Genomic DNA, 25,459 nt, shown 5'->3' with positions numbered 1-25,459 from the left:
GCCTCACACCCATGAAACGTGGTGACCGGGTTGCCGAGTTCGAACTTCCCGACCAAAAGGGTGCTGTGCGAAGCATCACATCGCTGCTGGCCGACGGTCCGATCGCGCTGTTCTTCTACCCGGCGGCGATGACCCCGGGTTGCACGAAGGAGGCCTGCCACTTCCGCGACCTGGCAAGCGACTTCGCCGCCGTCGGTGCGTCGCGGGTCGGCATCAGCACCGATCCGGTCGCCAAGCAGGCCAAGTTCTCCGACACCCAGCGCTTCGACTATCCGCTGCTGTCAGACGCCGACGGCACGGTTGCCGCCGCGTTCGGTGTGAAGCGCGGTCTGTTGGGCAAGCTGATGCCGGTCAAGCGCACGACGTTCGTGATCGACACCGACAGGACCGTGCTGGACGTGATCTCGAGTGAGTTCAGCATGGAGACGCACGCCGACAAGGCGCTGGAGGTGCTGCGGCAGCGGCAGTCGGCGTGACAGATGTCCTCACCCTGCGCGATGTGACGTTTCGCCGCGACGGCAAGCAGATCATCGACGGTATCTCGCTCACTGTGAACGCCGGCGAGCACTGGGCCCTGCTCGGCCCCAACGGAGCGGGCAAGAGCACACTGCTGGGTTTCTGTGCGGCAGTGATGTTTCCGACATCGGGAACAGTGCGCATTCTCGGTGAACAAATGGGTCGGGTCGAGCTTGCCCGACTGCGCCGACTCATCGGGCACGTGAATCCCCGTCACCGGCTTCAATATTCGCTGTCGGTCCGCGACGTTGTGATGACCGGAATCACCGCCACCATCGACACCCCGATGCGGTGGACGCCGAGTGCCGATGAGCGTGACCGTGCCGATGCGATGATTGCGGCGGTCGGGCTGACCCGCAGGGCCGACGATGTATGGCCGACCCTTTCGCAGGGCGAACGCGGTCGCACACTCATCGCCAGGGCGCTCATCTCCGAACCGCGTCTGTTGCTGCTCGACGAGCCGACCACCGGGCTCGACGTCGCCGCTCGCGAACAGCTGCTGGAAACCATCGACTCACTCGACGAAACACATCCAGAAGTGGCTTCGATCCTCGTCACGCACCATCTGGAGGAGCTGCCGACGACCACCACTCACGCGCTGCTGATCGCCGACGGACGGACGATGGCCATCGGTGACGCGCGCTCGACCGTGACGACCGACAACGTCAGCGCAGCGTTCGCGCACCCCGTCGTGGTCGGTTACGACGAGGGCCGCTGGACCGCGCGGGCCAAGGCCACCCGCATCATCGAGCCCTAGCAACTCGCCGTTTTGCATCCACGGTCGTCCCACCGCCAATTCCACAACCCGGACTGCAAAATGAAGCCGTGCGACGGGCAAACGGCCTTATTCTGCAGCCATGGCGGTCGAGCTGTCGTGTGGTTTGCCTCCCGGGCCGCAATTCGCAGAGCTGGCCGTCCTAGCAGAAGCGCTGGGCTATTCGCGGGTTTGGATCTTCGACTCGGCATCGTTCTGGGAGGACCGGTTCGTTCATCTCGCGCTCGCCGCCGACCGCACGTCGCGCATCGGGCTTGCGACCGCAGTGCTGATTCCGGGTGAACGGTCGGAGATGTCGTTGGCGTCCGCCATTGCCGCCATTGCGCGCCTTTCCGCTGGACGCTTTCGTGCGTGTTTCGGAACGGGAGCTACGGCACGCCGCACGATGGGTCAAAGACCGGTGACACTGCAGGCCATGCGCGATTACGTGATTGCCGTGCGTCGCTTATTGGCCGGTGAAACGGTGATCATCGATGGCCAACCGGCCCGCATGCTTCACGCCGACGGCCTTGCCGCGCCACGGCCGATCGACGTCGAGATCTGGCTCAGCGTCTTCGGACCACGCGGAATGGCGCTGGCCTCGGAGATCGCCGACGGCATCATCGTCGGACGTCCGATGGATCACGCATTGCCCACCGCGATGCTGATGCCTGCCACCGTGTTGGAGCACGACGAGGACCACGACAGCGCACGCGTGCAAGACGCGGTCGGCCCGTGGATGGTCGTCACCTACCACGAGGCGTACGCCGTCGCGGGGCCGGAAGCCGTCGACGCGTTACCCGGCGGCCGCGGGTGGCGCGAGGCACTCGAGGCGCTCGCACCGGACGGCGAACGCCACCTGCTCACCCACCAGGGTCACGTCACACATCTCACCGAACGCGATCAAGCGCTCCTCGACGACGCGCCCGACGGCCTGGCGACGATCGGGACGCCTGACGAGATCGGCACGCGCGTGATGGATCTGGCCGACCACGGTGTCCGAGAGATCATCTTTACCCCGAGCGGCCGCGACATCGCCCGCGAGCTGACGACCTTCTACGCGGCCGCGTCAAGATGAGAACGCAGGAAACTCACCATGCTGGCGTGAAAGTTGCGCATGGACACGGCATTAGGGGCGATGTGATCGGCGCCGTGATACATCCCGCGAACAGTCACGAGTTCACACGGCACGCCGGCAGCGATCAGCTTCTCGGCGTAGGCAACGCTTTCCTCGTAGAACAGGTCCAGCTCACCGATTCCGATCCACGCCGGCGCCAGCCCGGCCATATCCGGTCTGCGCGCGGGCGCCGCATACTGCGGAGCGTCCGACATACGCGGCTCGCGTCCCAGGTAAGCGGTCCAGGCCCACTTGTTGGATGACGGCGTCCACGTCAACTCGCCCCGGGCCGCGTGGTCGTCACGCAGGGTGGTCCGGTCGTCGAGCATCGGATAGCCGAGCACCTGTGCCCGCAACGCGATCCCCTCGTCAAAGCTGCGCTGTGCGATCGACGCAGCCAGTCCCCCTCCCGCACTCACTCCGTGCACGGCGATGCGATCGGGGTCGATGCCGAGTTCGTCGGCGTGCTCGGCCATCCACTTCAGCGTGGCCACGCAGTCATCCAGCGCCGCCGGAAAGGCGTTCTCGGGTGCGAGCCGGTAGTCAGGCGACACCACCACCGCGCCCACCTCTCGCGCCATGTCCGCGGACAGCACGGCCTCTATTTGTGGGGTGCCCACACACATTCCACCGCCGTGGATCCACAGCACGGCCGGTCGCGGCGAAGCCACCTCGGTCGGCGTGAAGACCAAGAGGCGTACGCCCCCGACACGGTGGGTGGTCTGTGTGACCCCTTGTCCGGGGCTCGAGCTGAACCGATAGGCCATCCGAACGAACGGGAGAGTGAAACGGTTGAACGGGACGGCCAAGGCGAGCATTCCCGGCGTTCGTAACTCGGGGTCGATCGCCGATATCGATTCTCGCAGCGCCCTGGATCGACGGACCGCCAACGCAGTCACGCCGACGGCGGCAAATGCGGCGGCCTTTCTCATTAGCGGGAAATCTAGCTCTCCGGTGTCAGCAGCGGGTCGGCGTCGAAGCAGGAGTGGTCGCCGGTGTGGCATGCCCCGCCCACCTGGTCGACTTCGAGCAGCACAGTGTCTCCGTCGCAGTCCAGCCGCACCGAGTGCACGTGTTGCGTGTGGCCCGATGTCCGGCCCTTGATCCACTGCTCGCCGCGTGACCGCGAAAAGTAGGTCGCCTCACGTGTTTCGAGCGTGCGGGCGAGCGCGGCGTCGTCCATCCATGCCACCATCAGCACCGCTCCGGTACCCCGCTCCTGCACGACCGCGGTGAACAGCCCGTTGGCGTCACGCTTGAGCCGCGACGAAATGCCCGCGTCCAATGCCGTCATCGCACCACGATCCCTTCTGCCGCCATCGCCGCCTTGACCTCGCCGATCGTCAACTCCCCGAAGTGGAAAACGCTCGCGGCCAACACGGCGTCGGCTCCTGCAACAACCGCGGACGCGAAATCTTCCTTCGCCCCCGCACCACCACTCGCGATCACCGGGATGGTGACCGCACCGCGGAGCGCCCGCAGCATCCTGAGGTCGAACCCCGCCTTGGTGCCGTCGAAGTCCATGGAGTTGAGCAGGATCTCGCCGACGCCCAACTCGGCGCCGCGGGCGGCCCATTCGATGGCGTCCATCCCGGTGCCGCGCCGTCCGCCGTGGGTGGTGACCTCCCATCCCGACGGCGTGGACTGCGAACCCTCGGGCACGGTCCTGGCGTCGACCGACAAGACGATGCACTGCGACCCGAACCGGCGGGACAGTTCGGCAAGCAGTTCGGGCCGGGCAATGGCCGCGGTGTTGACGGCGACCTTGTCGGCACCTGCCCGCAACAACACGTCGACGTCGGCCACCGATCGCACACCGCCACCGACGGTCAACGGAATGAACACCTGCTCGGCGGTCCGTTTGACGACCTCGAGCATGGTGGCACGGCCCGACGAACTGGCCGTCACATCCAGAAAGGTGAGTTCGTCGGCACCTTCTCGGTCGTAGGCAGCAGCGAGTTCGACGGGATCTCCGGCGTCGCGCAGGTTTTCGAAGTTGATGCCCTTGACCACCCGGCCGTCGTCGACATCGAGACAGGGAATGATGCGGACCGCGAGGTCCCTGGGGTCCATCAGTAATCCCCCGGCGCACCGACCGACGCCACAATTTCGAGCATCTCGGCGTGCACACCGGGAGATCCGGCCAGTGCACCCCGTGCGCCGACGACCCAGTCGTTGCCTGCCAGATCGGTGACGACGCCGCCGGCAGCCCGCACTAACGCGACACCGGCCGCGTGATCCCAGACGTGGCCGCCGAAGTTCAGCGCGGCGCCGAGGATGCCTGCCGCGGTGTAAGCCATGTCGAAGCCGATCGCGCCATGCATCCGCATCCGCGAGCACTCCCGGCTCAGCCGTTCGATGATCGCGATCCGATATCGGCCGGGAAAATATCCCCTGGAGTCGATATCGAAGGTGCCGGTGCCGACGACACTGTCGGACAGCACGGTTGGTTGAAGCGGTGGCTGGGCAACGCCGTTGGTGTACAACGGTTTTCCGACAACAGCGGTGAATCGGGTATCGGTGAACGGTAACCATGTCAGGCCGGCCACCGGCTGCCCGTCGCGCACCAGCCCAAGCAGAATGGCAGCCGTCGGCAGCCCTGCGGCGTAGTTGATCGTTCCGTCGATCGGGTCGAGCACCCACACCAACGGCGAGTCGATGTCGGCGCCGCCGAACTCCTCGCCGTGCACCTCGATACCGGTGCGCGACACCAGCGCCTCCACCACCTGACGTTCGATCGCGAGATCGACCTCGGTGGCGAAGTCGTTGCCTTTTTTCTGTACGGCCGAGTCGGCACCGTGGCCCGACACGAACGGTATCGCGGCTTCGTCGAGGATCGCGGCGGCCTCGGAGACCAGTGCGTCCAGATCGGTCTCGTCCAGCGCCATGGTGGCTAACCCCCTACCGCTGCCAACGCCTGCGGCAGGGTGAATCGCCCTGCGTACAAAGCCTTTCCGATGATCGCGCCCTCGATCCCACTGCCGGTGAGGGTGGCGATGGCGCGCAGGTCGTCGAGGCTGGACACCCCGCCGGATGCGATAACCGGTGCGTCGGTGCGTTCGGCAACGCTGGACAGCAGGTCCAGGTTGGGTCCTTGCAACGTGCCATCCTTGGTGACGTCGGTGACGACGAACCGCGAACACCCCTGCCTGTCAAGGCGTTCCAGGACGGGCCACAGATCTCCACCGTCGGTCTCCCAGCCGCGGCCGCGGAGCCGGAAGCCACCGTCGGGTAGGGAGGGATCGATCTTCACGTCGAGTCCGACCGCCACCTTGTCGCCGTGCTCGCTGATCGCGCGGGCGCACCACTCGGGGTTCTCCAGCGCTGCGGTGCCGATGTTGACCCTGGCGCAGCCGGTCGCAAGCGCAGCGTCGAGGGACTCCTCGTCACGGATGCCCCCGGACAATTCCACGGCCACGTCGAGCTTTCCGACGACCTCGGCGAGCAGTTCGCGGTTCGACCCCCGGCCGAACGCCGCGTCGAGGTCAACAAGGTGGATCCACTCGGCTCCGTCGCGCTGCCAGTTCATCGCGGCGTCCAGCGCGGAGCCGTATTCGGTTTCGCTGCCCGCCTGGCCTTGCACAAGCCGCACCGCTGTGCCGTCCACCACGTCGACGGCGGGCAGGAGAATCAGTTGCACGGCCGTCAACCTAGCGTCCTCACAGGGCCGATACCCAATTGCCGAGCAGTGTCGCGCCCGCGTCGCCGCTCTTCTCGGGGTGAAACTGGGTGGCCGCGAGCGCACCGTCCTCGACGGCCGCCAAGAACGGCACGTTGTGGGTTGCCCAGGTCAGCAGTGCTGCGGGGTCGCCTTCCCATACCTGCGCGGCGTACGAGTGCACGAAATAGAACCGGGTGGCGGGGTCGAGTCCCTTGAACAGCGCGCTGCCTGCCGCGGCGTCGACGACGTTCCACCCCATGTGCGGAATCACCGGGGCATCGAGCCGGACGACCGCGCCGGGCCACTGACCGCAGCCCTGCGATTCGACGCCGAATTCCACGCCGCGAGCAAACAGGATCTGCATGCCCACGCACACTCCGAGCACCGGCAAGCCTGCGGCGACCCGCTCGGCGATGATCTTGTCGCCGCCGATCTCCCGCAGGCCGGTCATGCATGCCTCGTATGCACCCACGCCTGGCACCACCAACCCGTCGGCGCGCGCGGCCGCACCGGCGTCTGCGGTCACCTCGACGTCGGCACCCACCCTTTCCAGCGCGCGCTGCGCCGACCGAAGGTTGCCCGAGCCGTAATCGAGTACTACAACGGATTTCCTCGTCACAGGCTGCCTTTGGTGGACGGCACGCCGGTCACCCGGGGGTCGTACTCGACGGCTTGACGCAGTGCCCGCGCGACGGCCTTGTACTGGGCCTCGGTGATGTGATGCGGATCGCGCCCGTAGAGCGTCCGCACGTGCAGCGCGATACGGGCATTCATGGCCAGCGACTCGAACACGTGCCGGTTGATGACGGTGTGATACGGCACCTCGGAGCCGGCAATCGTGCTGTGCAGCATGTGTTCCGGCTCGCCGGTGTGCACGCAGTACGGCCGCCCTGAGACGTCCACCGCCGCATGGGCGAGCGTCTCGTCCATGGGGATGAAGGCGTCACCGAAGCGCCGGATGCCCTTCTTGTCGCCGAGCGCCTCCCGCAGCGCCTGGCCCAGCACGATCGCGGTGTCCTCGATCGTGTGGTGGCCTTCGATCTCGACGTCGCCTTTGGCGTCGACGGTGAGGTCGAAGCTGGCGTGGCTGCCCAGCGCCGTGAGCATGTGGTCGTAGAACGGGACGCCGGTGGAGATGTTCACGGCTCCGGTGCCGTCGAGATCGAGCTCGACGACGATGTCGGATTCCTTCGTCTTGCGTTCGACGCGGGCGCGACGGTTGGTGGTCACTGTGCTCCTATTCGTGCGCTGGCTTCCAGCAGCGCGTCGTTCTCCTCGGCCAGGCCGATGGTGGTGCGCAGATATCCGGGGATCCCGACGTCGCGGATGAGGATGCCCGCGTCGAGGTACCGCTGCCAGGTGGCCGGTGCGTCGGCGAACTCGCCGAACAGCACGAAGTTCGCATCGCTGGGAATCACCCGGAAACCCATACCCGTTAACGCGTCTGTCACGCGGTTGCGTTCCGAGATGAGCGTGGCGACGCTGCCGAGCGTGTCGTCGGCGTGCCGCAGCGAGGCGCGGGCGGCGGCCTGGGTCACCGATGACAGGTGATAGGGCAGCCGCACCAGCAGCATGGCGTCGACCACCGCCGGGGCGGCGATCAGGTAGCCGAGCCTGCCGCCTGCGAACGCGAATGCCTTGCTCATGGTGCGGGTCACGACGAGTTTCAACGGGAACTCGGCGACGAGGTTCACCGCGCTGAGTTCGGAGGAGAATTCGCCGTACGCCTCGTCGAGGATCAGGATGCCGGTGGTCATCGCTTCGAGGAGCCGGCGAAGTTCCTCGAGCGGAACGCTCTGGCCCGACGGGTTGTTCGGGCTCGCGACGAAGACGATGTCGGGGTTGTGTTCCTTGATGGCGTGCACCGCGACCTCGGCGTCAAGGCTGAAATCGTCGGCGCGGTTGGCCACCAGCCACTCGGTCTGCGTGCCGTCGGAGATGATCGGGTGCATCGAGTACGACGGTACGAATCCGATCGCGCTTCGTCCCGGCCCCCCGAACGCCTGCAGCAGCTGCTGCAGAATTTCGTTGGAGCCGTTGGCAGCCCAGAGGTTCTCGACGCCGACGTCGACGCCGGTCTGAGCCGAGAGGTACGCCGCGAGCTCGCTGCGCAGAGCCACCGCGTCGCGGTCGGGATACCGGTGCAGGTCGCCTGCGACAGCGCGGACCGAGCTGGTGACATCGTCGATCAGCGCCTGGGTCGGTGGATGCGGGTTCTCGTTGGTGTTGAGCCGTACGGGCACCGCGAGTTGTGGTGCGCCGTACGGCGATTTGCCGCGCAGGTCCTCGCGAAGCGGAAGATCGTCCAGGGAAACCTTGTCGCCTGGTCTCACGTCTCGAACCTCCGGCGCACCGCCTCGCCGTGAGAAGGCAGATTTTCAGCCTCGGCGAGCGTGATCACATATCCGGACACGTCTTTCAGCGCCGCCTCGTCATAGTCGACGACGTGTATGCCGCGAAGGAACGTCTGCACCGACAGGCCACTGGAGTGCCGCGCACAACCTGCGGTCGGCAGCACATGGTTGGAGCCTGCGCAATAGTCGCCGAGACTGACCGGCGAGAAGGCACCAACGAAAATCGCTCCGGCGGAACGGATTCGGCCGGCCACCTCGCGCGCGTCAGCGGTCTGGATCTCGAGGTGCTCGGCTGCGTAGGCGTTGACCGTCTTGACGCCGGCATCGATGTCGTCGACGAGCACGATCGCCGACTGCCGTCCCGACAGTGCGGCGGAAACCCGTTCGCGGTGCACGGTGGTTTCCAACTGGACGGCGAGTTCGCGGTCGGTTGCGTCGGCGAGCGAGATACTCGGCGTGACCAGCACGCTGGCGGCCATCTCGTCGTGTTCGGCCTGGCTGATGAGGTCAGCGGCGACATGTACGGGATCTGCGGTGCCGTCGGCCAGAATCGCGATCTCGGTCGGGCCTGCTTCAGCGTCGATGCCGATCTGAGAGCGACATATTCGCTTGGCGGCCGTGACGTAGATGTTGCCCGGCCCGGTGACCATGTCGACCGGAGCCAACTCCGTGCCATCGGTGTCGGTTCCGCCGTAGGCCATGATCGCGACGGCCTGGGCTCCGCCGACAGCCCACACCTCGTCGACACCGAGCAGGCGTGCCGCAGCAAGAATGGTGGGATGCGGCAGGCCGTCGAACTGCGCCTGCGGCGGGCTCGCAATGACCAGCGAGTCCACGCCCGCGATCTGCGCAGGCACCACGTTCATCACCACGCTGGAGGGGTAGACGGCGTTGCCGCCCGGCACATACAGGCCGACGCGCTCGATGGGCACCCAACGTTCCGTCACCGTGGCGCCGGGCGCCAGCGTCGTCGTGGTGTCGGTGCGCCGCTGATCGCCGTGCACAGCGCGGGTCCGCTCGATCGCCACCTCGAGTGCGGTGCGGACATCGGACGGCAGCCGGTCGAGGGCGCCCTGCAGTTCAGGCGTGCGCACCCGCACCTGCGCGGGGCGCACACCGTCGAACGACTCGCCGAACTCGAGGGCGGCCTGCGCGCCGCGTGAGGCGACGGCGTCGACGATTGGCCGCACTTTCGGCACCACCGCGTCGACGTCCACCCCACCGCGCGGCAGCGCAGATCTCAACCGGGCAGCCGACAGGTCAGCGCCGCGCAGGTCGATGCGGGCCATGTTCATGCACCTATTGTCCCAGAACAGGCCAAATCGTTATGTCGCGGCAGTCCGCGCGGCGTCCGGCTCAGGTGAGGCGGGCGCTCACTTGCAGAGTTCGGTGATCTTCGCGTTCGCCTCGTCTGCTTCCTTCAACCGTGCGGCCTGGCCGGGGTCGGAGTTCGGGATGCCCGACGTCGACCTGGCGCCGATGTCCATCAGGTTGTTGGCGAACTTGCGAACCGCGTCGGCCAGGTCGGGGGGAGTCCCCGGCTGAAGCCGCGCGAGAAGGTACTGCCCACCGTCGTAGAGGGCGAGGCGCGCATTGGCGGCCACCGCCATCGACCCGGTGACGTCCTCGGGACCGCCGGGAGGCTGCAGGTTCGTGTTGATCTGGACGCCGTTGCGGATGACGTTGAACGACTCGCAGATGCTGCCCTTGGGGTCGTCGGTGGTTGTGCCGGTGAAAACCTGTGCTTCTTTCGATGGCTCCTTCATGAGTGCCCAGACGGCAAGGCCGACTGCGACGAGCGCTACGACCAGCGCCAAGACAGAAATGATAAATCCCCTCGAATACCCCGTTGGCTCAGACATGCGGCCGATCGTAACGGCCGGAGAGTCTTTGCCAGCGAACTTTGCGCTCGCGAGTCTGCATCAATCTCCTACGCGCATTCCGGCGTGGTCTCTGACTTGCGTAATGTCACACCCATGTCCGCCAAGGATCACCCCAATAATGCGCCGGGCGTGCCGATGGTCTATCCCCCCACGTTCGAGCGTCTGCAGATCAAGTACATGAACCCGGTTGTGAAACGCGTCGCGCGACTGATGCCCGGAGTAGCCAAGATCAGGCACCGCGGCCGCAAGTCCGGCAAGACCTATGAAACGGTCGTCACTCCGTTCCGCAAAGGCAGCGTGCTGGCCATCACGTTGGGACACGGCAAGACTGACTGGGTCAAAAACGTGCTCGCCGCCGAGGAGGCCGACGTGCTCTTCGGCAAGCGGACCGTCCACATCGTCAACCCGCGGATCGTGCCCGCAGGCGGCGACGCCGACGGCCTGCCGTTCATGGCCCGTGTCCAGGCCCGGAAAATGGGAGTGCTTGTCGCCGATATCGCGTGACACACTGTCGCAATGGCATGGCAAGTCTGGCTGACGTTCTTCGGTGCGGCGCTCGCGATCGCCGTCTCGCCGGGAGCGGGCGCCATCCAATCGATGGCGACCGGGCTGACCCACGGTGTGCGACGCGGGTATTGGAGCATCCTCGGGTTGGAAATCGGTCTCATGCTGCAGCTGTCGCTGGTGGCGGCCGGCCTCGGCGCAGTGGTGACGAGCTCGATCCTCGCCTTCAACATCATCAAGTGGATCGGTGTGGCCTACCTGTTCTATCTGGCCGTGCGGCAATGGCGAACCGCGACAGTGGATCTGCGCGAGCAGGTTGGCAGGGCGACGGACGGCGGCAGGCTCTCGCTCGTTGTTCGCGGATTCCTCGTCAACGCGACCAACCCCAAGGGATTGGTGTTCTTCCTCGCCGTGCTCCCCCAATTCGTCGTGCCGACTGCGCCCCTGCTGCCGCAGTACCTGGCGATCGGCGTGACGATGGTCGCCGTCGACCTCGTGGTGATGGGCCTCTACACGGCTTTGTCTGTTCGGCTGCTCAAGTGGATGCAGACTCCTCGCAAACAAACGGTCGTCAACCGTGTGTTCTCGGGCTTGTTCGCCGCCGCCGCCGTCATCCTGTCCCTGGTGCGACGCGGCCCCGCTACCGCATGAAGACAGTCTTCCCGGTCATCGTCGGCCAGACCGACGGCGCGTCCTCCCACGGCACGACCCGGTCGACGGCGGGCGACAAATCACAAGACGCAGAGAGCAATTCGAGGATCCCGGGTATCGCAGCCCGTGCGTTGACCCGTCCGGTGACGAAGCGCACACCGCGGGTGTACATCGGCAGCAGGGGCATGTCGACCTTGCCCTGGTAGTAGATGCCTGTGTCGGTGCAGACACCGTCCGGCCACGTCACGCGCAGCGTCGAGGCGAGCACCGACGGGTCTGCCGACGTGTGCACCGTGACCGGATACGGATCCCATGATTTGTCCGGCTTCAGACGCTCGTGGACATGCGCACCGAGCTTCTCCGCCGTGGCGAGCCGCTGATGGTCGGTGTCGATGTAGTCGACCTGCGCGCCGTACGCCAATCCAAAAGCCGCGGCGTACAAGCCGATCGACCGCCTACCGACCACGAGCATCCGGCGGTCGACCTCGTCGAGGGCCGCCAATTCCGAGCGGTACGGACCGACCGCGCGCCAGCCGTCGGGGATGTTGTCCGACAAGGAGGCGATCGCTACCGGGTCGACGCCCGCCGGAATGGGCAGCAGCATCGCATCGGCGAACGGCACCATCACGAGATCGGCCATGAAACCGCCGCCGTCCAGACCGGCCAGTGGCGCCATGCCGTACATCGCCATCAGCGGAAGCGACGCGCAAGAACCGGTCGCACCACGGCGGCATGCGTTGCACTGCCCGCAGTTGATCTGAAACGGCACCACGACGCGGTCGCCCACGCTCACGTTGGTGACCTGGTCGCCGACGGCGACGACCTCAGCGAGTCCCTCATGGCCGACGGCGTGCCCGGGCGGCATCGGCAACATCCCCTCGGCGACGGCGACGTCCAGGTCGCAGCAGGCCACCATCAGCGGCCGCACAAGCGCCTGCCGACCGTCGGATATCTCCGGGTCGGGAGCATCGCGCCAGGCGTAACGCCCGGCCTCCTCGAATGTCAGCTGCTGCATCCCGCCGTCCTTCTTTAGTGGTCGTTCAAGTATTCTTGAGCGACTGTTCTAGTATTGTCAAGGGGTGCCCCGCCCCGATCGAAGCCGTACCGCGCTGATAGACACCGCGGCCCTGCTGTTCCGCAGGCAGGGCTACGCGGCCACGGGTGTGAACCAGATCTTGGAGACCGCAGACGTCAAGGCCGGTTCGCTCTACCACCACTTTCCGAACGGAAAACAGCAGCTGGCGGCCGCCGTCGTCGAGTCGGCGGGCGGAGAGATCGAACGGCTGCTGCGCCGGTTCCTGGACAGTGACTCGTCGGTCGGCGACATCGTCGCAGGCTGGATCGACCTTCTGGTCGTGCAGTTGGCGTCCGACAGGCGCGACGGATGCCCGATCGAACCGATCGCCACCGAGTCGGTCAACGCCAGCCCTGCGGTGCGCGACGCATCCGCCAATGCCTTCGCCGGCTGGAGCGCTGCGGTCGCCGAGCGTCTCCGCGCCGACGGCTGGCGGGAGCCCGATGCCGGGCAGACGGCGCTCGCGGTCATCGCCCTCATCGAAGGTGCACTGATCCTGTCGCGCATCGCGGGGAATGCCGATGCGCTGGATGCCGCCAAGGCCGCGGCGCGTTCGCTGTTGGCGCGCTAGAGGTCCAGCCCGATATCCAGCACATTCACTGAATGGGTGAGGGCGCCGACGGCCAGGTAGTCGACGCCCGTACCCGCGTATTCGGAGGCCGTTTCCAGTGACAGACCGCCTGAGGACTCCAGCTTCGTCTGCGGAGCCTTGGCGTCGCGGCGCTGGGTCGCGATCTGGGTCTGCCACACCGGGAAGTTGTCCAGCAGAACGAGTTCCACATTCTCGGCAAGCACGTCGTCGAGCTGTTCGAGCGAGTCGACCTCGACTTCACACGGCAGATCTGGCGCCACCTCGCGGACGGCGCGCAGCGCGGCGACCACTGAACCTGCGGCAGCGACATGGTTGTCCTTGATCAACGCCGCATCGCCTAGCCCCAACCGGTGGTTGACGCCGCCGCCCACCCGCACCGCATACTTCTGCAGCGCACGCATGCCAGGCAACGTCTTACGGGTGTCGCGGATCTTGGCGTTCGTGCCCTCGACCGCCTCGACCCATGCCGCGGTGGTCGTCGCGATGCCCGACAGGTGGCAGACCAGGTTGAGCATCGTCCGCTCGGCGGTCAGCAGGCCCTGAGTCGACGCCTCGACGACCATCACCACCCCGCGTGGCTCGAGTCGGACACCGTCGTCGACACGCTCCTTCAACCGGTACCCGTCGGGACCGAGCACCTCGTCGAGGACCAGAAGCGCCACCTCGAGCCCGGCGATGACGCCCGCTTCGCGGGTCACCATGGAGGCTGTTGTGCTCGCGTCCGCGGACACGGTGGCCAGGGTGGTGACGTCGGGGCCGTAGCGCAGGTCTTCCTCCAGCGCGCGCGCGATGACCCTGCGAGCCTCCGTCAGCTCGTCGGCACTGAGTTCCATCAGCAGCAGGCCGCCGCGAACACCTGGCTGTGAGCCAGAGCTGGGTCGGTGTCAGGAAAGTCGGACCGGTGATGGCAGCCGCGCGTCTCGTTTCGGGCCACCGCGGCGGCGGTAACCGCGCGTGCCGTCGTCGTCAGCGCGACATCCTCGAAACTGGCTCGGCCGTCGAGGTCCCGCGGATCGGCCGCCTCGAGTTCACGCGCCAGTTGCGCCAAGCCGTCGGCGTCCCTGACTACCGAGGCGTACGTGGCCATAGCACGCTGTAACTTGTTGCGCGGAAGGGCAACCCGGATCTCTGCGTCACCGAGCTCGGCGCGCACCGGTCCGGCGTCGACGGCGTGTTCGGCGGCCGCCTGCCCGGCGCGCCCGCCGACGACCAGTCCCTCCAACAGGCTGTTGGAGGCCAGCCGGTTCGCACCGTGCATACCCGTGCGGGCCACCTCGCCCGCGGCGAACAAGCCGGGAAGATCGGTGCGGCCGTGCACATCGGCGACCACTCCACCGCAGCTGTAGTGCGCCCCCGGCACCACCGGAATCGGCTGGCGCGCAGGGTCGATGCCTGCAGCACGGCACGCCGCCGTCACCGTCGGGAAACGTCGATCGAAGTCGGTGATTCCGCGCGCGTCCAGGTATGCGCAGGGGTCCCCCGTTTCGCGCAACCGGGCATCGATGGCAGCCGCGACTACATCGCGCGGCGCGAGATCACCCATCGGATGAACGCCTGCGGTGATCGAATTGCCTTGACGATCAAGGAGAATACCGCCCTCACCACGAACGGCTTCGGTGATCAACGGACGGCGTCCGCTGGCGTGACCGTCGAACAGCATGGTCGGGTGAAACTGGATGAACTCGATATCACTGATCGGCACGCCCGCCCACAGCGCAAGCGCGACACCGTCACCGGTCGAACCCTCGGGGTTGGTGGTGGCCGCATACAGGTGGCCCAGACCGCCCGTCGCGAGTACCACCGACGGCGCGTGCACGATGCCGGGCCCGTCCTCGTTGAGCACGTGCACGCCGGTCGCCGAACCATCGGTCTGCAGTATCTGCAGCGCGACGTGGTTGCGGCGGATGTCCAGGGTCGCGGCGGCCTGGTCCAGCGCACGCTGCACCTCGGCCCCTGTGGCGTCACCGCCGGAGTGGATGATGCGGCGTCGGGAGTGCCCCCCTTCGCGCGTCAGCGACCAGCGACCAGGCTCGGCCTCGTCGAAGCGCGCTCCGTCGTCCACGAGTTCGCGGACGGCGCGATAGCCGTCGGACACGATCGACCGCACGGCACCGACGTCACACAGCCCGGCACCCGCGGCGACCGTGTCGGCCACATGTGCGTCGATCGAGTCGTCGGTCTCCGGAAGCACCACAGCGATGCCGCCCTGGGCATAGAACGTCGCGGTGTCTGCGGCCTTGCTCAGCACGACAACCCTTCGGCCGCGACGGTGTGCGGCCAGGGCGGCCACGAGGCCGGCCACTCCCGTTCCGACGACGACCACGTCGGCTCGCTGATGCCACATCATTCACCGCCGCCGGGTCGACCGATCTCGATCATCCGCTGGACGCTGGCCCGCGCACGTGACGCCGTTTCGGGATCGACGTCGACTTCGTCGGCGCCCTCGATCAGGCAGCGCAGCAGTGCGGCGGGGGTGATCATCTTCATGTACTTGCAGGATGCGCGGTCGTTCACGGCGCGGAAGTCGACTTCGGGTGCGGCCCGCCGCAGTTGGTGCAGCATGCCGACCTCGGTGGCGACCAGGACCTGACGGGCCTTGGTCTCGCGGGCGGCGTCGAGCATGCCGCCGGTGGACAGGATCTTCACCCGGTCCTCGGGGAAAGCGCCCTCACCCGCGAGGTACAGAGCCGATGTCGCACAACCACATTCGGGATGCACATAGAGCTCGGCTTCGGGATGTGCGAGCGCCTTATCGGCGAGTTCCTCACCGTTGATGCCCGCGTGCACATGGCATTCGCCCGCCCAGATGTGAAGGTTCTTGCGGCCCGTGATCCGCCGCACGTGTGCACCGAGGAATTGATCCGGGCAAAACAACACGTCGCGGTCCTCGGGAATGGAGGCCACCACTTCGACCGCGTTGGACGATGTGCAGCAGATGTCGGTTTCCGCCTTCACCGCCGCGGTGGTGTTCACGTAGGACACCACGACCGCGTTGGGGAACTCGGCCTTCCAGGCCCGCAGGTCGTCGGCGGTGATCGAGTCGGCCAGCGAGCAGCCGGCCCGCTGGTCGGGGATCAGCACCGTCTTCTCCGGAGACAGGATCTTGGCCGTCTCGGCCATGAAGTGCACACCGCAGAAGACGATCGTGTCCTCGGGCGCCTCAGCGGCGATTCGGGACAGCGCCAATGAGTCGCCGACGTGGTCGGCGACGTCCTGGATCGCAGGCAGCTGGTAGTTGTGAGCCAACAGCGTGGCGCCACGGAGTCCCGCCAGACGTCGCACTTCAGCGGCCCATTCCTCGTCGCCGTCGACACCGGAATAGCCGGTCGGACCGTTCACGATCCGCTCGTCCAACACCGTCATGGCCGCCTCCTCGCGATCCAGAGGTTTTCGACTTATAATCGAAAACATGGCTAATGGTAGCACTGCACACGAGGTGCTCGCCGTCGTCTTTCAAGTTCGGCAGCTGAGCTCCAGGAGCCCGCAGCTCAGCGTGCTGCTGTGGCAACGTGCGAAGGAACCGCAGCGCGGTGCATGGTCGCTGCCCGGCGGCACGCTGCGTCACGACGAAGACATGATCAGTTCGGTTAGGCGACAACTCGCAGAGAAGGTCGATCTGCGTGAACTGGCTCACCTCGAACAGTTGGCTGTGTTCTCGGACCCGCAGCGGGTGCCCGATACGCGCACGATCGCGTCTACATTTCTGGGCCTGGTGCCCTCCCCCGCGACCCCCGAGTTGCCGCCCGATACTCACTGGCACCCGGTGAACGCGCTGCCACCGATGGCGTTCGATCATGGGACCATGGTCGAGCACGCACGCGCCCGTCTGGTCGCGAAAATGTCTTACACCAACATCGGATTCGCGCTAGCTCCAAGGGAATTCGCCCTCTCCGCCTTGCGTGATATCTACGGTGCAACGCTCGGCTATCAAGTGGACGCGACGAATCTTCAGCGGGTGCTCGGACGTCGCGGCGTCATCACGCCGACCGGCACGACCGCGCGCTCAGGCCGCAGCGGCGGGCGGCCCGCGGCTCTCTATCGCTTCACCGAGTCCGCTTACCGAGTCACCGACGAGTTCGCCGCTCTGCGGCCGCCGGGGTGACACGTGGATGTTCTAGGCGTCCGGAATTAGGTTCTTATTACTTTCTTAAGCGATACTGGCCGGATGGACTTGGGCAACGTCGCACCGGCCGCCGGTGCCGAGTGGATCGGCTCCGTACCGCACGAGGCGATGAAGCGCGGCGTCCGTCCACCGCTGCCGCGTGACGACCCGTTCTATGACCCGCCGCAGGGCTTCCAGCACGCGGCACCCGGTACGGTGCTGCGCAGCCGCGACGTCGAGGTGGCCTTCTTGGGGCTGATACCGCAGAAGCTGACAGCCACCCAGCTGCTGTACCGCACCACCGACATGAACGGTGCGCCCGAGGCGTCGGTGACCACAGTGATCGCGCCGGCCGAGCGCGGCCCCGAACGCGTCTGTCCCGTGGTGTCCTACCAGTGCGCGATCGACGCCATCACGTCGCGCTGCTTCCCGTCATACGCGCTGCGCAGGCGGGCCGTCGCGCCAGGAGCGCTCGCGCAATTCGAGTTTCTGCTCATCTGTGCGGCGCTCGCCGAGGGCTGGGCGGTGTCGGTACCCGACCACGAGGGATCCAAGGGAGCGTGGGGGACGCCGCACGAGCCCGGCTACCGAATCCTTGACGGGCTGCGAGCCGCACTGAGCTCCGAAAGCCTCGGTCTTTCGGCGACGGCGCCGATCGGGCTGTGGGGCTATTCGGGCGGTGGACTGGCCACTGCATGGGCGGCCGAGGTGAGTGGGACATACGCTCCCGAGCTGAACGTCGTCGGCGCGGTCCTCGGCTCGCCCGTCGGCGACCTCGGCAACACGTTCCGCAGGCTCAACGGCAGCTTCTACTCGGCGCTACCCGCGATGGTGGTCGCCGCCCTGTCGCACGCCTATCCCGAACTCGACCGGATCATTCAGGAGCACGCCAACGACACCGGCAAGGCGATGCTGCTGCGGGCGGAGAACATGACCACCGTTCACGCGGTGCTGCGGCTGATCGGCATGGACATGGGCAAGCTGATCGACCGGCCGCTCAACGAGATACTCGACCTGCCCGAGCTTCAGAACATTTTCGCCGACATCAAGCTGGGCACTGCCGTTCCCACACCGCCGGTGCTGCTGGTCCAGGCGGTGCACGATCGAATCGTGTCGGTCGACGACATCGACGAACTGGTCGACACCTACCAGTCCGGCGGCGCGTCGGTGACCTACCACCGCGACATGTTCAGCGAGCACATGCTGCTGCATCCGATGTCGGCGCCGATGGCGCTGCGATGGTTGATCGATCGGTTTGCCGACAAGCCGCTGAGTGAGCACATTGTTCGGACGACATGGCCGACGCTGCTGAACCCGATGACCTATATGGGGATGGCCCGGCTCGTGCGGATTGCGGCAAAGGTGGTCACGGGGCGGACGGTAGAGCGTCGTCCATTGTGACCGGTGGCCGCAGCACCGGTTCTTCCTCCGGAGGCCAGCCGCCGAGATCGTCGCGTGACGTGGATACCGCGATGAGCGCATAGACCAGCGCCGCCAGCGCCGCCGGGAACAACACCGATGCCGCGATCAACCAGCCCGAGTGCGCGAAGAACACCGGCGGCGCCTCGGTGACGTAGACCACCCGATCATCCGCCGAGATCGGCGCACCGGCGATGTCGATGACGTCGTAGCGCGACCGTACGATCAGCGCACCCACGCCCGCGGCCGCGCCGAACGCCGCGGCCGAGCCGATGGACAACGCCGCGCACATCACCGGGCCGCGGTGCGGCCGCCACTGCCACGTCAGCACGGCGGTCACCACCGCAAGCATCACGACCAGACCCACCAGCAGAAAAGCTGCGATGAAGAAGTTGTCCGTTTCGGTGCCCAGCGCGGCATGCACTCGATCGCCGCTCTTGGTCAACGCAATGACGCCGTGGATCGGCGGCGCTATCCATGCCCACAACGCACCCGTGAATGTGCCGGCGACAGCCAACCCGACGATCACCGTCGCAGCAGCACGGCGCCGTGAAACACGCGGTGGTGCAACCTCATTCATCGCTTGTCAAGATCCTTCGAATCCTGTGTGCCGTGCCGCGAGCACTTCGCCGACCAGCCGTCCGGACGCACTTGGACGACCATCCGCCTGCCGCACTCGGAGCAGAAGCGTGGTGGCTCCAGCCCGAGTCGGGCCGCAGTAGGCACGGCGCCGCCTGCGGGCTCGCCAGTGTAGACGTTGAATTTGACGGTCCCCATCAGACAAGCCACGGCTAGATCGTGGCGTTGAGCGCCTTGATCGGCATCGCAAGATCGTCGAGCAGCTCAAGGTCGGCCTCGGCCGGACGACCGAGCGTGGTCAGGTAGTTGCCCACGATGACCGCGTTGATGCCGCCGAGGATGCCCTGCTTGGCGCCGAGGTCGCCGAGCGTGATCTCACGCCCACCCGCGAACCGCAGCATGGTGCGCGGCAACGCCAGCCGGAAAGCCGCCACGGCCTTCAGTGCCTCCGCCGCGGGCAGCACGTCCAGATCGCCGAACGGCGTGCCCGGCCGCGGGTTGAGGAAGTTCAGCGGGACCTCGTGTGGATTGAGTTCGGCCAGGTTGGCCGCGAACTCGGCACGTTGCTCGAGCGTCTCGCCCATGCCGAGGATGCCGCCGCAGCAGACCTCCATGCCCGCGTCGCGGACCATCGACAGCGTGTCCCAGCGCTCGTCCCAGGTATGCGTCGTCACCACCTCGGGGAAGAACGACTTGGCCGTCTCCAGGTTGTGGTTGTAGCGGTGCACGCCCATCTCTGACAGCCGCTCGACCTGCTCCTGGGTCAGCATGCCCAGCGAGCAGGCGATCTGGATGTCCACCTCGTTGCGGATCGCCTCGATGCCTGCAGCGACCTGCGCCAGCAACCGCTCGTCGGGCCCGCGTACGGCTGCCACGATGCAGAACTCGGTCGCTCCGGACTTGGCCGTCTGCTTGGCCGCTTCCACCAGGCTCGGAATATCAAGCCAGGCGCTGCGCACAGGCGAAGCGAAAAGCCCTGACTGCGAACAGAAGTGGCAATCCTCTGGGCAGCCTCCGGTTTTCAGGCTGATGATGCCCTCGACCTCGACCTCCGGGCCGCACCAACGCATCCGCACGTCGTGGGCGAGTGCGAGCAGTTCGTCGAGCCGATCGTCCGGCAGTTGCAGCACGGTCAGCACCTGGTCCTGCGTCAGGCCCTCACCTCGTTCGAGCACCTGCTCGCGGGCCTCGGTCAGGATGTCGGTCAACAGTCATGCTCCTTGCTCCGGCTTGAACACCTCGGCGGTGCCGAGAATTGAACAGCGTTCAGGTTATGGTAGCCGGGTGCAGCTGCACAAACGCGACGTGGTCGAGGCGGCGACGGCGATCCTGGACAACTACGGGATCGCTGACCTGACGATGCGCCGACTGGGCCGTGAACTCAATGTTTCCCCCGGCGCGCTGTACTGGCATTTCTCCAACAAGCAGCAGCTCCTCGGTGCGATCGCCGACCGCATTCTGGAGCCTGTCGGTGACGTGCCGTGCGAGTGGCGAGACCGCGTCGCCGGGATCTGCGGTCGCTTGCGGGACGCTTTGCTGTCGCACACCGACGGCGCCGAGCTGGTCGCCGCCAGCTTCGCAGCCGGCCAATCGCAGGCGATGACGCGGGTTGTTGCCCGCCTCTCCGACGCCGCGGCCGATGCAGGGGTGGTCGGCACGCATACCGAACTGGCGGCCCGCACCATCGTCTATTACGTGCTGGGCTTCACCGCCGACGAGCAGTCCCGACTGCAGTGGGACGCCGCGGGCGCCGATCTGCCCGACCAGCAGTCGGCGCTTGCCGACGATGCAGGCGACCGGTTCGGTTTCGGGTTGTCCTTGCTCGTCGACGGGATCCAAGCGCGGCGGTCGGTTGTCGGGGTGTCCGACTAACGTCGCGGCCATGGTGTCCGTCGACGATGTGCGCCAGATCGTGGCTTCTCTGCCCCGGTCTTACGAGGCGGTGGTTCGCGACCGGGTCAAGTTCCGCATCGGGCAAATCGTGTATCTGGATCGACGCATGGCGCATGTGTGTGCCGAAAAGTGTTGCAGCGAAGCAACTTGGCGAAAAACGCTAGTAGAACTTCGAGGTGTTGGCGACCGCCCCGTTGTCACAGGAGACGCTCACATCCCAACTCCGGAATGCGGGAACGGCCGGAGCGATAACCACATCGAAGCTGCCGTTAGCGGGCAACGAGAAGCTGCGGTTGACGAGATCAGACGCGTATGTGCACTGCGATGCCACTCCGCTGTGGTCGGTGATGTGCGCGGTCAAGCTGCCGAGCCCCTCGTTCCACGATATGGAGGGAGCGGCCGGTGGCACCTTCTGTTGGTCGCCGGTGTAGCAGTAGTCACCCCATAACACGCCGCATTCCGACGGATCCGCTGCGGCGACGGGGATCGCTATCGCTGCCGCACCAATCGGCATTGCGGCGAGAAGGGCCAGGCTCTTTATTTTGGTGGACATTGTGGGCCTCCCAAGCGGAGAGTACGACGGTTACCGGCACACGAAGCAACTTCTGCACTTTTTGCCGTCGATCTCAAGGCCCGATCGGGTACTCGACTCGCTTGTTGCCGTCCCAGTGTCGAAGCCCCACCGCCGTGGCCCGCATGTTCCGCGTCATGCGGCGCGGCGAGAGCGCATCGGCCAGCTTGTCCTGCGCGACGCGCCGGGCCAGCGTGACATGAGGTGTCCACTGGCCGGGTTTCGCATGCGGTAACGGACCTGCCGGCGATATGTGCGGAAGGCACACCTCGTGCACGTCGGCCTGAAGTGCCAGCAGTTCGGCGGAGGGGATCAGCAGGCGAACAAGCGTGAACGGCCCGCGGCCGAACAGCATCGGGGCACCGATCGTGCAGGAGAACGGCAGTCGGTGTAGCAGCCCACGCAGCGCGTCGTTGACGGCGTTGCCCATGTCCTCGGCGACAGACAAGGTGACGTGCGGCCGGTTGCTGGGCGACGTCGAACTGGCCAGGCTGCGCACGCCGGCATCGGTCAACTCGGACCAGAGGTGGCGCACCTGGGCGTCGGTCTCGGTGTCGAAAAGCAGTTCGACGGAGTGCACCATGTCAGACCACCAAGCTCGTCACCCAGTGCGGGTCGAATGCGACCGAGCTCATCGACTCGAACCGGTCTGACCGAAGTGCACCTGCGCCTGCAGGCAATACGGCGCGCAGCGGTGCCATCGCCGACAGCACCTCGCGGTTGCCGGTCTCGACGACGCCGGGGTTCTGCGGCCACGCGCCGATCACCAAGCCGGTGTGCCCAACGTGTTGTGAGGCAAGCGCTTCCAGTGTCAACGCGGCGTGGTTCAACGTACCCAAACCTGCTCTGACGACGATCAGTACCTTGGCGCCCAGATCGACGGCGAGGTCCCGAAGAGTCACCCCGCCGTCACCGATCTCGACGAGCAATCCGCCAGCGCCCTCGACCAGGGTCAACCGTCCCGGCCGGTCCACGCGTGCGACCATCGAGGCCAACTCGCCGCGGGTCGGTAACCGTACCCCAGCGCGCTGTGCGGCTGCGGCCGGCGCGAGTGGTTCGGGAAGCGTTGCCAGGCCGTGCAATTCGGTGACGCCGGACAATCGGCCGATCTCGGCGAGGTCATCGTCACCGTCGGCTGACCCGGTCTGCACCGGCTTGCACACCGCTACGTCGATTCCGGCCAACCGCGCGTGACACGCCAGCGCCGCCGTGGCCACCGTCTTGCCGACGCCGGTGTCGGTGCCCGTGACGACGAGAACGCTCAAGCCGTCGACAGCACTTCCGTGAGCACCTTGCGCGCCAGCGCCAACTCGTCCTCGGACAACGACGCCCGCGCCGTCAGCCGCAGCCGTGACGTGCCGGCAGGCACGGTCGGAGGACGGAAGCAGCCCACCCGCACGCCCCGGTCGAGGCATGCGGTCGCGGCGGCCAATGCAACCTCGGGTGCCCCCAAAATTACTGAGACGACGGCAGATTCGGGTCGGTCGGGGACGTCGCACACCGAGGCCAGTTCGGCAGCGTAGCGCAGCACGTCCTCCGCCCGCCACGGCTCGGCGATCAGCACTTGAAGCGCAGCCCACGCCGAGCCGACAGCCGCAGGCGCCAGCCCGGTGTCGAAGATGAAGGGCCGCGCCGCGTCGATCAGATGGTCGCGCACAGCTGAGGGTCCCAGTACCGCGCCGCCCTGGCTGCCGAGCGCCTTGGACATCGTCACGGTCATCACGACATCGGGCGCGCCCGCAAGCCCGACCTCCTCGAGCAGGCCCCGTCCGCCGGTCCCCCGCAGGCCGAGGCCGTGCGCCTCGTCGACGATCAGCAGCGCGCCATGGCGGCGGCACGCGTCGTGGAGCCGACGCAGCGGCGCGAGGTCGCCGTCGGCGCTGAAGACCGAATCGGTGATCACCACGGCGCGGTCCTCGACCCGGGACGACAGCGCCTGCTCCACCGCGGCCACGTCTCGATGCGGTGTCACCGCGACCCGTGCCTTCGACAGGCGGCAGGCGTCCACCAGCGACGCGTGGGTGAGTGCGTCGGACACCAGTAGTGACCCCGGCCCCGACAGTGCGACCACCGCACCGAGATTGGCGGTGTAGCCAGAGGAGAACACCAGCGCTGACTCGGCGCCGACGAATTCGGCCAACGCGTCCTCGAACCCTTCGTGGAGTTCAGTGTTCCCGGTGACCAGCCGCGACCCCGACGAGCCGGCACCCCAGGTGCGCAGGGCGGCCACGCCGCCGTCGATCACGTCGGGATGCTGTGACAGGCCCAGATAGTCGTTGGACGCGAGGTCGAGTTCGGCGCCGACCGGCGGCCTAGCCCTAAGCGCCCGACGCAGCCCGGCCGCGCGCCGGCGGCGCTCGACGTCGTCGAGCCAGGCCAGCGGGGACGCCTGTACCCGCGTCACGGTGCTCCTATCGACGACAATTGAACAGGTCGGCGGTGCCGACAATTGAACACCGTTCAGGTTAGTGCACGCGCCACGCCGACCATCGCGGAGGTGATCCGCCCGATCTCCGCGGGGGGGCAGATGTAGGGCGGCATGGCGTAGACGAGGTTGCGAAACGGTCGCAGCCAGATGCCGTGCTCGAGGGCCGCCGCCGTGGCCACCGGCATGTCGACCGGTTCCGTCATTTCGACGACCCCGATGGCGCCGAGGACCCGGACGTCCGCCACGCCGGGAAGGGACCTTGCCGGCTCGAGACCGTCGCGCAGGCCCGCTTCGATCTCGGCAACCCGGGCCCGCCAATCCTGGCCGAGAAGGAGTTCGACCGACGCCACGGACACCGAGCACGCAAGTGCGTTGGCCATGAACGTCGGGCCGTGCATGAGCGCTCCTGGTGCGTTGTCGCTGATCGTGCGCGCGATGTGCGTCGAGCACAGGGTGGCGGCCAGGGTGATGTAGCCGCCGGTGAGCGCCTTCCCGACGCACATGATGTCGGGGCTCACCGCTGCCTGCTCCGCGGCGAACAGCGTCCCGGTGCGGCCGAAGCCGGTGGCGATTTCGTCGAAGATCAGCAGCACCGCGTGCCGGTCACAGAAATCCCGAAGGTCGCTCAGGTAGCGCGGGTCATGGAACCGCATGCCGCCCGCACCCTGCACAAGGGGCTCCACGATCACGGCGGCCAGCTCGTCTGCGTGCTCGGCCAGCTGCGCCTCGAAGGCGGCGCTGTATGCCGGGTCGTATGCGGTGGGCACCTGTGGTGCAAAGATCTGACGCGCCAGGATGTCGGTCCACAGGGAGTGCATGCCGCCGTCGGGGTCGCACACGCTCATCGGTGTGAAGGTGTCACCGTGATAGCCGCCCCGCCATGTCATCAGCCGCTGCTTCTTGCCGCGGCCCTGGCTGCGCCAGTACTGCAGGGCCATCTTCACGGCGACTTCGACCGACACGGACCCCGAATCGCTGAAGAAGACGGTGTCCAGGCCCTTAGGCGTGATGTCGACGAGCAACTGAGCGAGGCGCGCGGCGGGTTCGTGGGTGAGGCCGCCGAACATGACGTGGTTCATCCTGGCCAGCTGGGAAGCGATCGCGTAGTCCAGCGCCGGATGGCCGTGGCCGTGGATGGCGGTCCACCACGAGCTCATCGCGTCCAGCACCTCGACCTGCTTGCCGCTCACGACCAAGGTGAGCGACGCTCCGCTGGCTCCGACAGCCACGACGGAGGGCATGGCACTGGTGCCGATGGCGCTGTAGGGATGCCAGACGTGGGCGGCGTCGATCGCGCTGATTTCAGCGGGGTTCAACGCGGGCATGGACAACGAGCCTAACGGCGGCATACGCAACATGA

The 25,459-nt window shown here is 66.8% G+C and carries 31 protein-coding genes; 9 read left to right on the top strand and 22 right to left on the bottom strand.

Features of this window, described 5'->3' with window-relative positions; all coding sequences use genetic code 11:
- Positions 1–11: 11 nt before the first annotated feature.
- The 3 genes from QOJ24_RS07700 to QOJ24_RS07690 all read left to right on the top strand — a co-directional run bounded on the left by QOJ24_RS07700 (position 12) and on the right by QOJ24_RS07690 (position 2,348).
- On the top strand, positions 12–476 hold the full coding sequence (locus QOJ24_RS07700) for a peroxiredoxin (protein WP_526260397.1): 465 nt from the start codon (positions 12–14) through the stop codon (positions 474–476).
- Entirely contained in the window at positions 473–1,273 is an 801-nt protein-coding gene (locus QOJ24_RS07695) for an ABC transporter ATP-binding protein (RefSeq protein WP_526260396.1), read from the top strand. The genes QOJ24_RS07700 and QOJ24_RS07695 overlap by 4 nt, the downstream gene beginning before the upstream one ends.
- 100 nt (positions 1,274–1,373) lie before the next feature.
- Positions 1,374–2,348 carry an LLM class flavin-dependent oxidoreductase gene (locus QOJ24_RS07690; RefSeq protein ID WP_526260395.1) on the top strand — a complete coding sequence of 325 codons (975 nt, stop codon included), beginning with the start codon at positions 1,374–1,376 and terminating at the stop codon, positions 2,346–2,348.
- Here QOJ24_RS07690 and QOJ24_RS07685 read toward each other — a convergent pair.
- The 10 genes from QOJ24_RS07685 to QOJ24_RS07640 form a co-directional block, all read right to left on the bottom strand.
- Positions 2,327–3,319, bottom strand: a complete 993-nt coding sequence (locus QOJ24_RS07685; protein ID WP_526260394.1) for an alpha/beta hydrolase — start codon at positions 3,317–3,319, stop codon at positions 2,327–2,329. The genes QOJ24_RS07690 and QOJ24_RS07685 overlap by 22 nt on opposite strands.
- Before the next feature lie 11 nt (positions 3,320–3,330).
- On the bottom strand, positions 3,331–3,681 hold the full coding sequence (hisI, locus tag QOJ24_RS07680; protein WP_526260393.1) for a phosphoribosyl-AMP cyclohydrolase: 351 nt from the start codon (positions 3,679–3,681) through the stop codon (positions 3,331–3,333).
- Positions 3,678–4,460, bottom strand: a complete 783-nt coding sequence (hisF, locus tag QOJ24_RS07675; RefSeq protein WP_526260392.1) for an imidazole glycerol phosphate synthase subunit HisF — start codon at positions 4,458–4,460, stop codon at positions 3,678–3,680. The genes hisI and hisF overlap by 4 nt, the downstream gene beginning before the upstream one ends.
- Positions 4,460–5,275 carry an inositol monophosphatase family protein gene (locus tag QOJ24_RS07670; RefSeq protein WP_526260391.1) on the bottom strand — a complete coding sequence of 272 codons (816 nt, stop codon included), beginning with the start codon at positions 5,273–5,275 and terminating at the stop codon, positions 4,460–4,462. The genes hisF and QOJ24_RS07670 overlap by 1 nt, the downstream gene beginning before the upstream one ends.
- Positions 5,276–5,280: 5 nt before the next feature.
- Positions 5,281–6,027 (bottom strand): bifunctional 1-(5-phosphoribosyl)-5-((5-phosphoribosylamino)methylideneamino)imidazole-4-carboxamide isomerase/phosphoribosylanthranilate isomerase PriA, encoded by a 747-nt coding sequence (gene priA / locus QOJ24_RS07665; protein WP_526260390.1) that lies wholly within the window; start codon positions 6,025–6,027, stop codon positions 5,281–5,283.
- A gap of 19 nt (positions 6,028–6,046) precedes the next feature.
- Complete coding sequence (gene hisH, locus QOJ24_RS07660) at positions 6,047–6,667, bottom strand: imidazole glycerol phosphate synthase subunit HisH (protein ID WP_526260389.1); 621 nt, start codon at positions 6,665–6,667, stop codon at positions 6,047–6,049.
- Positions 6,664–7,278 carry an imidazoleglycerol-phosphate dehydratase HisB gene (gene hisB / locus QOJ24_RS07655; protein WP_526260388.1) on the bottom strand — a complete coding sequence of 205 codons (615 nt, stop codon included), beginning with the start codon at positions 7,276–7,278 and terminating at the stop codon, positions 6,664–6,666. Before hisB ends, hisH begins: the two co-directional genes overlap by 4 nt.
- On the bottom strand, positions 7,275–8,381 hold the full coding sequence (locus QOJ24_RS07650; protein WP_526260387.1) for a histidinol-phosphate transaminase: 1,107 nt from the start codon (positions 8,379–8,381) through the stop codon (positions 7,275–7,277). The genes hisB and QOJ24_RS07650 overlap by 4 nt, the downstream gene beginning before the upstream one ends.
- Entirely contained in the window at positions 8,378–9,691 is a 1,314-nt protein-coding gene (hisD, locus tag QOJ24_RS07645; protein ID WP_526260408.1) for a histidinol dehydrogenase, read from the bottom strand. The genes QOJ24_RS07650 and hisD overlap by 4 nt, the downstream gene beginning before the upstream one ends.
- Positions 9,692–9,775: 84 nt before the next feature.
- On the bottom strand, positions 9,776–10,264 hold the full coding sequence (locus QOJ24_RS07640; RefSeq protein ID WP_526260386.1) for a hypothetical protein: 489 nt from the start codon (positions 10,262–10,264) through the stop codon (positions 9,776–9,778).
- A 114-nt stretch (positions 10,265–10,378) separates the two neighbouring features.
- Here QOJ24_RS07640 and QOJ24_RS07635 point away from each other — a divergent pair, with 114 nt between their 5' ends.
- Together QOJ24_RS07635 and QOJ24_RS07630 are read left to right on the top strand one after the other, a co-directional pair.
- Positions 10,379–10,789 carry a nitroreductase family deazaflavin-dependent oxidoreductase gene (locus QOJ24_RS07635; RefSeq protein ID WP_526260385.1) on the top strand — a complete coding sequence of 137 codons (411 nt, stop codon included), beginning with the start codon at positions 10,379–10,381 and terminating at the stop codon, positions 10,787–10,789.
- 12 nt (positions 10,790–10,801) lie between these two features.
- A complete protein-coding gene (locus tag QOJ24_RS07630) occupies positions 10,802–11,440 on the top strand; it encodes a LysE family translocator (RefSeq protein ID WP_526260384.1) in 639 nt (212 codons plus the stop codon).
- Here QOJ24_RS07630 and QOJ24_RS07625 read toward each other — a convergent pair.
- Entirely contained in the window at positions 11,430–12,455 is a 1,026-nt protein-coding gene (locus tag QOJ24_RS07625) for a zinc-dependent alcohol dehydrogenase (protein WP_526260383.1), read from the bottom strand. The genes QOJ24_RS07630 and QOJ24_RS07625 overlap by 11 nt on opposite strands.
- 64 nt (positions 12,456–12,519) lie before the next feature.
- Here QOJ24_RS07625 and QOJ24_RS07620 point away from each other — a divergent pair, with 64 nt between their 5' ends.
- Positions 12,520–13,086: a TetR/AcrR family transcriptional regulator gene (locus tag QOJ24_RS07620; protein WP_526260382.1), complete on the top strand. Its 567-nt coding sequence runs from the start codon at positions 12,520–12,522 to the stop codon at positions 13,084–13,086.
- Here QOJ24_RS07620 and nadC read toward each other — a convergent pair.
- The 3 genes from nadC to nadA are packed head-to-tail and all read right to left on the bottom strand — an operon-like array spanning position 13,083 to position 16,470.
- The gene (gene nadC / locus QOJ24_RS07615) at positions 13,083–13,940 is read right to left on the bottom strand and encodes a carboxylating nicotinate-nucleotide diphosphorylase (RefSeq protein ID WP_526260381.1); all 858 of its coding nucleotides are present in this window, start codon (positions 13,938–13,940) and stop codon (positions 13,083–13,085) included. The genes QOJ24_RS07620 and nadC overlap by 4 nt on opposite strands.
- Positions 13,940–15,451: an L-aspartate oxidase gene (locus QOJ24_RS07610; RefSeq protein WP_526260407.1), complete on the bottom strand. Its 1,512-nt coding sequence runs from the start codon at positions 15,449–15,451 to the stop codon at positions 13,940–13,942. Before QOJ24_RS07610 ends, nadC begins: the two co-directional genes overlap by 1 nt.
- Positions 15,451–16,470 (bottom strand): quinolinate synthase NadA, encoded by a 1,020-nt coding sequence (gene nadA, locus QOJ24_RS07605; RefSeq protein ID WP_526260380.1) that lies wholly within the window; start codon positions 16,468–16,470, stop codon positions 15,451–15,453. Before nadA ends, QOJ24_RS07610 begins: the two co-directional genes overlap by 1 nt.
- 46 nt (positions 16,471–16,516) lie before the next feature.
- On the opposite strand from nadA, the gene QOJ24_RS07600 reads away from it, so the two are divergent.
- Together QOJ24_RS07600 and QOJ24_RS07595 are read left to right on the top strand one after the other, a co-directional pair.
- A complete protein-coding gene (locus tag QOJ24_RS07600; protein WP_526260379.1) occupies positions 16,517–17,209 on the top strand; it encodes an NrtR DNA-binding winged helix domain-containing protein in 693 nt (230 codons plus the stop codon).
- Positions 17,210–17,272: 63 nt separating this feature from the next.
- Positions 17,273–18,610, top strand: coding sequence for a lipase family protein (locus QOJ24_RS07595; protein ID WP_526260378.1), 1,338 nt, complete (start codon positions 17,273–17,275; stop codon positions 18,608–18,610).
- Here QOJ24_RS07595 and QOJ24_RS07590 read toward each other — a convergent pair.
- Genes QOJ24_RS07590 through bioB form a run of 3 tightly spaced genes read right to left on the bottom strand, consistent with a single transcriptional unit; the run spans position 18,576 to position 20,415 of the window.
- On the bottom strand, positions 18,576–19,208 hold the full coding sequence (locus QOJ24_RS07590; protein ID WP_526260377.1) for a DUF2567 domain-containing protein: 633 nt from the start codon (positions 19,206–19,208) through the stop codon (positions 18,576–18,578). The genes QOJ24_RS07595 and QOJ24_RS07590 overlap by 35 nt on opposite strands.
- On the bottom strand, positions 19,205–19,405 hold the full coding sequence (bsaP, locus tag QOJ24_RS07585; RefSeq protein ID WP_526260376.1) for a biotin synthase auxiliary protein BsaP: 201 nt from the start codon (positions 19,403–19,405) through the stop codon (positions 19,205–19,207). Before bsaP ends, QOJ24_RS07590 begins: the two co-directional genes overlap by 4 nt.
- 14 nt (positions 19,406–19,419) lie before the next feature.
- Positions 19,420–20,415, bottom strand: coding sequence for a biotin synthase BioB (gene bioB, locus QOJ24_RS07580; protein ID WP_526260375.1), 996 nt, complete (start codon positions 20,413–20,415; stop codon positions 19,420–19,422).
- Between the two features lie 76 nt (positions 20,416–20,491).
- Between bioB and QOJ24_RS07575 the strand changes: the two genes are divergently transcribed.
- Positions 20,492–21,079, top strand: coding sequence for a TetR/AcrR family transcriptional regulator (locus QOJ24_RS07575; protein ID WP_526260374.1), 588 nt, complete (start codon positions 20,492–20,494; stop codon positions 21,077–21,079).
- A gap of 181 nt (positions 21,080–21,260) precedes the next feature.
- On the opposite strand, the gene QOJ24_RS07570 is transcribed toward QOJ24_RS07575, so the two are convergent.
- The 5 genes from QOJ24_RS07570 to bioA form a co-directional block, all read right to left on the bottom strand.
- Entirely contained in the window at positions 21,261–21,653 is a 393-nt protein-coding gene (locus QOJ24_RS07570) for a hypothetical protein (protein WP_526260373.1), read from the bottom strand.
- A gap of 73 nt (positions 21,654–21,726) precedes the next feature.
- The gene (locus tag QOJ24_RS07565; protein ID WP_526260372.1) at positions 21,727–22,254 is read right to left on the bottom strand and encodes a 2'-5' RNA ligase family protein; all 528 of its coding nucleotides are present in this window, start codon (positions 22,252–22,254) and stop codon (positions 21,727–21,729) included.
- Position 22,255: 1 nt separating this feature from the next.
- Complete coding sequence (bioD, locus tag QOJ24_RS07560) at positions 22,256–22,936, bottom strand: dethiobiotin synthase (protein WP_526260371.1); 681 nt, start codon at positions 22,934–22,936, stop codon at positions 22,256–22,258.
- Positions 22,933–24,075 (bottom strand): 8-amino-7-oxononanoate synthase, encoded by a 1,143-nt coding sequence (gene bioF / locus QOJ24_RS07555; RefSeq protein WP_526260370.1) that lies wholly within the window; start codon positions 24,073–24,075, stop codon positions 22,933–22,935. The genes bioD and bioF overlap by 4 nt, the downstream gene beginning before the upstream one ends.
- 56 nt (positions 24,076–24,131) lie before the next feature.
- Positions 24,132–25,424: an adenosylmethionine--8-amino-7-oxononanoate transaminase gene (gene bioA / locus QOJ24_RS07550; RefSeq protein ID WP_526260369.1), complete on the bottom strand. Its 1,293-nt coding sequence runs from the start codon at positions 25,422–25,424 to the stop codon at positions 24,132–24,134.
- Between the last annotated feature and the right edge of the window lie 35 nt (positions 25,425–25,459).

Source organism: Mycobacterium sp. (assembly GCF_032159775.1).
Lineage (GTDB): Bacteria > Actinomycetota > Actinomycetes > Mycobacteriales > Mycobacteriaceae > Mycobacterium.
The sequence above is the reverse complement of the archived record's forward strand: the minus strand, read 5'-3'. Positions and strand labels throughout refer to the sequence as shown.

What these genes read in the sequence shown, in the direction of transcription:
- QOJ24_RS07700 (WP_526260397.1), top strand. Translation starts at nt 12, where the DNA reads ATGAAACGTGGTGACCGGGTTGCCGAGTTCGAACTTCCCGACCAAAAG.
- QOJ24_RS07690 (WP_526260395.1), top strand. Translation starts at nt 1,374, where the DNA reads ATGGCGGTCGAGCTGTCGTGTGGTTTGCCTCCCGGGCCGCAATTCGCA.
- QOJ24_RS07685 (WP_526260394.1), bottom strand. Translation starts at nt 3,319, where the DNA reads ATGAGAAAGGCCGCCGCATTTGCCGCCGTCGGCGTGACTGCGTTGGCG.
- hisI (WP_526260393.1), bottom strand. Translation starts at nt 3,681, where the DNA reads ATGACGGCATTGGACGCGGGCATTTCGTCGCGGCTCAAGCGTGACGCC.
- hisF (WP_526260392.1), bottom strand. Translation starts at nt 4,460, where the DNA reads ATGGACCCCAGGGACCTCGCGGTCCGCATCATTCCCTGTCTCGATGTC.
- QOJ24_RS07670 (WP_526260391.1), bottom strand. Translation starts at nt 5,275, where the DNA reads ATGGCGCTGGACGAGACCGATCTGGACGCACTGGTCTCCGAGGCCGCC.
- hisD (WP_526260408.1), bottom strand. Translation starts at nt 9,691, where the DNA reads ATGGCCCGCATCGACCTGCGCGGCGCTGACCTGTCGGCTGCCCGGTTG.
- QOJ24_RS07640 (WP_526260386.1), bottom strand. Translation starts at nt 10,264, where the DNA reads ATGTCTGAGCCAACGGGGTATTCGAGGGGATTTATCATTTCTGTCTTG.
- QOJ24_RS07635 (WP_526260385.1), top strand. Translation starts at nt 10,379, where the DNA reads ATGTCCGCCAAGGATCACCCCAATAATGCGCCGGGCGTGCCGATGGTC.
- QOJ24_RS07630 (WP_526260384.1), top strand. Translation starts at nt 10,802, where the DNA reads ATGGCATGGCAAGTCTGGCTGACGTTCTTCGGTGCGGCGCTCGCGATC.
- QOJ24_RS07625 (WP_526260383.1), bottom strand. Translation starts at nt 12,455, where the DNA reads ATGCAGCAGCTGACATTCGAGGAGGCCGGGCGTTACGCCTGGCGCGAT.
- nadC (WP_526260381.1), bottom strand. Translation starts at nt 13,940, where the DNA reads ATGGAACTCAGTGCCGACGAGCTGACGGAGGCTCGCAGGGTCATCGCG.
- QOJ24_RS07610 (WP_526260407.1), bottom strand. Translation starts at nt 15,451, where the DNA reads ATGTGGCATCAGCGAGCCGACGTGGTCGTCGTCGGAACGGGAGTGGCC.
- nadA (WP_526260380.1), bottom strand. Translation starts at nt 16,470, where the DNA reads ATGACGGTGTTGGACGAGCGGATCGTGAACGGTCCGACCGGCTATTCC.
- QOJ24_RS07600 (WP_526260379.1), top strand. Translation starts at nt 16,517, where the DNA reads ATGGCTAATGGTAGCACTGCACACGAGGTGCTCGCCGTCGTCTTTCAA.
- QOJ24_RS07595 (WP_526260378.1), top strand. Translation starts at nt 17,273, where the DNA reads ATGGACTTGGGCAACGTCGCACCGGCCGCCGGTGCCGAGTGGATCGGC.
- QOJ24_RS07590 (WP_526260377.1), bottom strand. Translation starts at nt 19,208, where the DNA reads ATGAATGAGGTTGCACCACCGCGTGTTTCACGGCGCCGTGCTGCTGCG.
- bsaP (WP_526260376.1), bottom strand. Translation starts at nt 19,405, where the DNA reads ATGGGGACCGTCAAATTCAACGTCTACACTGGCGAGCCCGCAGGCGGC.
- QOJ24_RS07570 (WP_526260373.1), bottom strand. Translation starts at nt 21,653, where the DNA reads ATGTCCACCAAAATAAAGAGCCTGGCCCTTCTCGCCGCAATGCCGATT.
- QOJ24_RS07565 (WP_526260372.1), bottom strand. Translation starts at nt 22,254, where the DNA reads ATGGTGCACTCCGTCGAACTGCTTTTCGACACCGAGACCGACGCCCAG.
- bioA (WP_526260369.1), bottom strand. Translation starts at nt 25,424, where the DNA reads ATGCCCGCGTTGAACCCCGCTGAAATCAGCGCGATCGACGCCGCCCAC.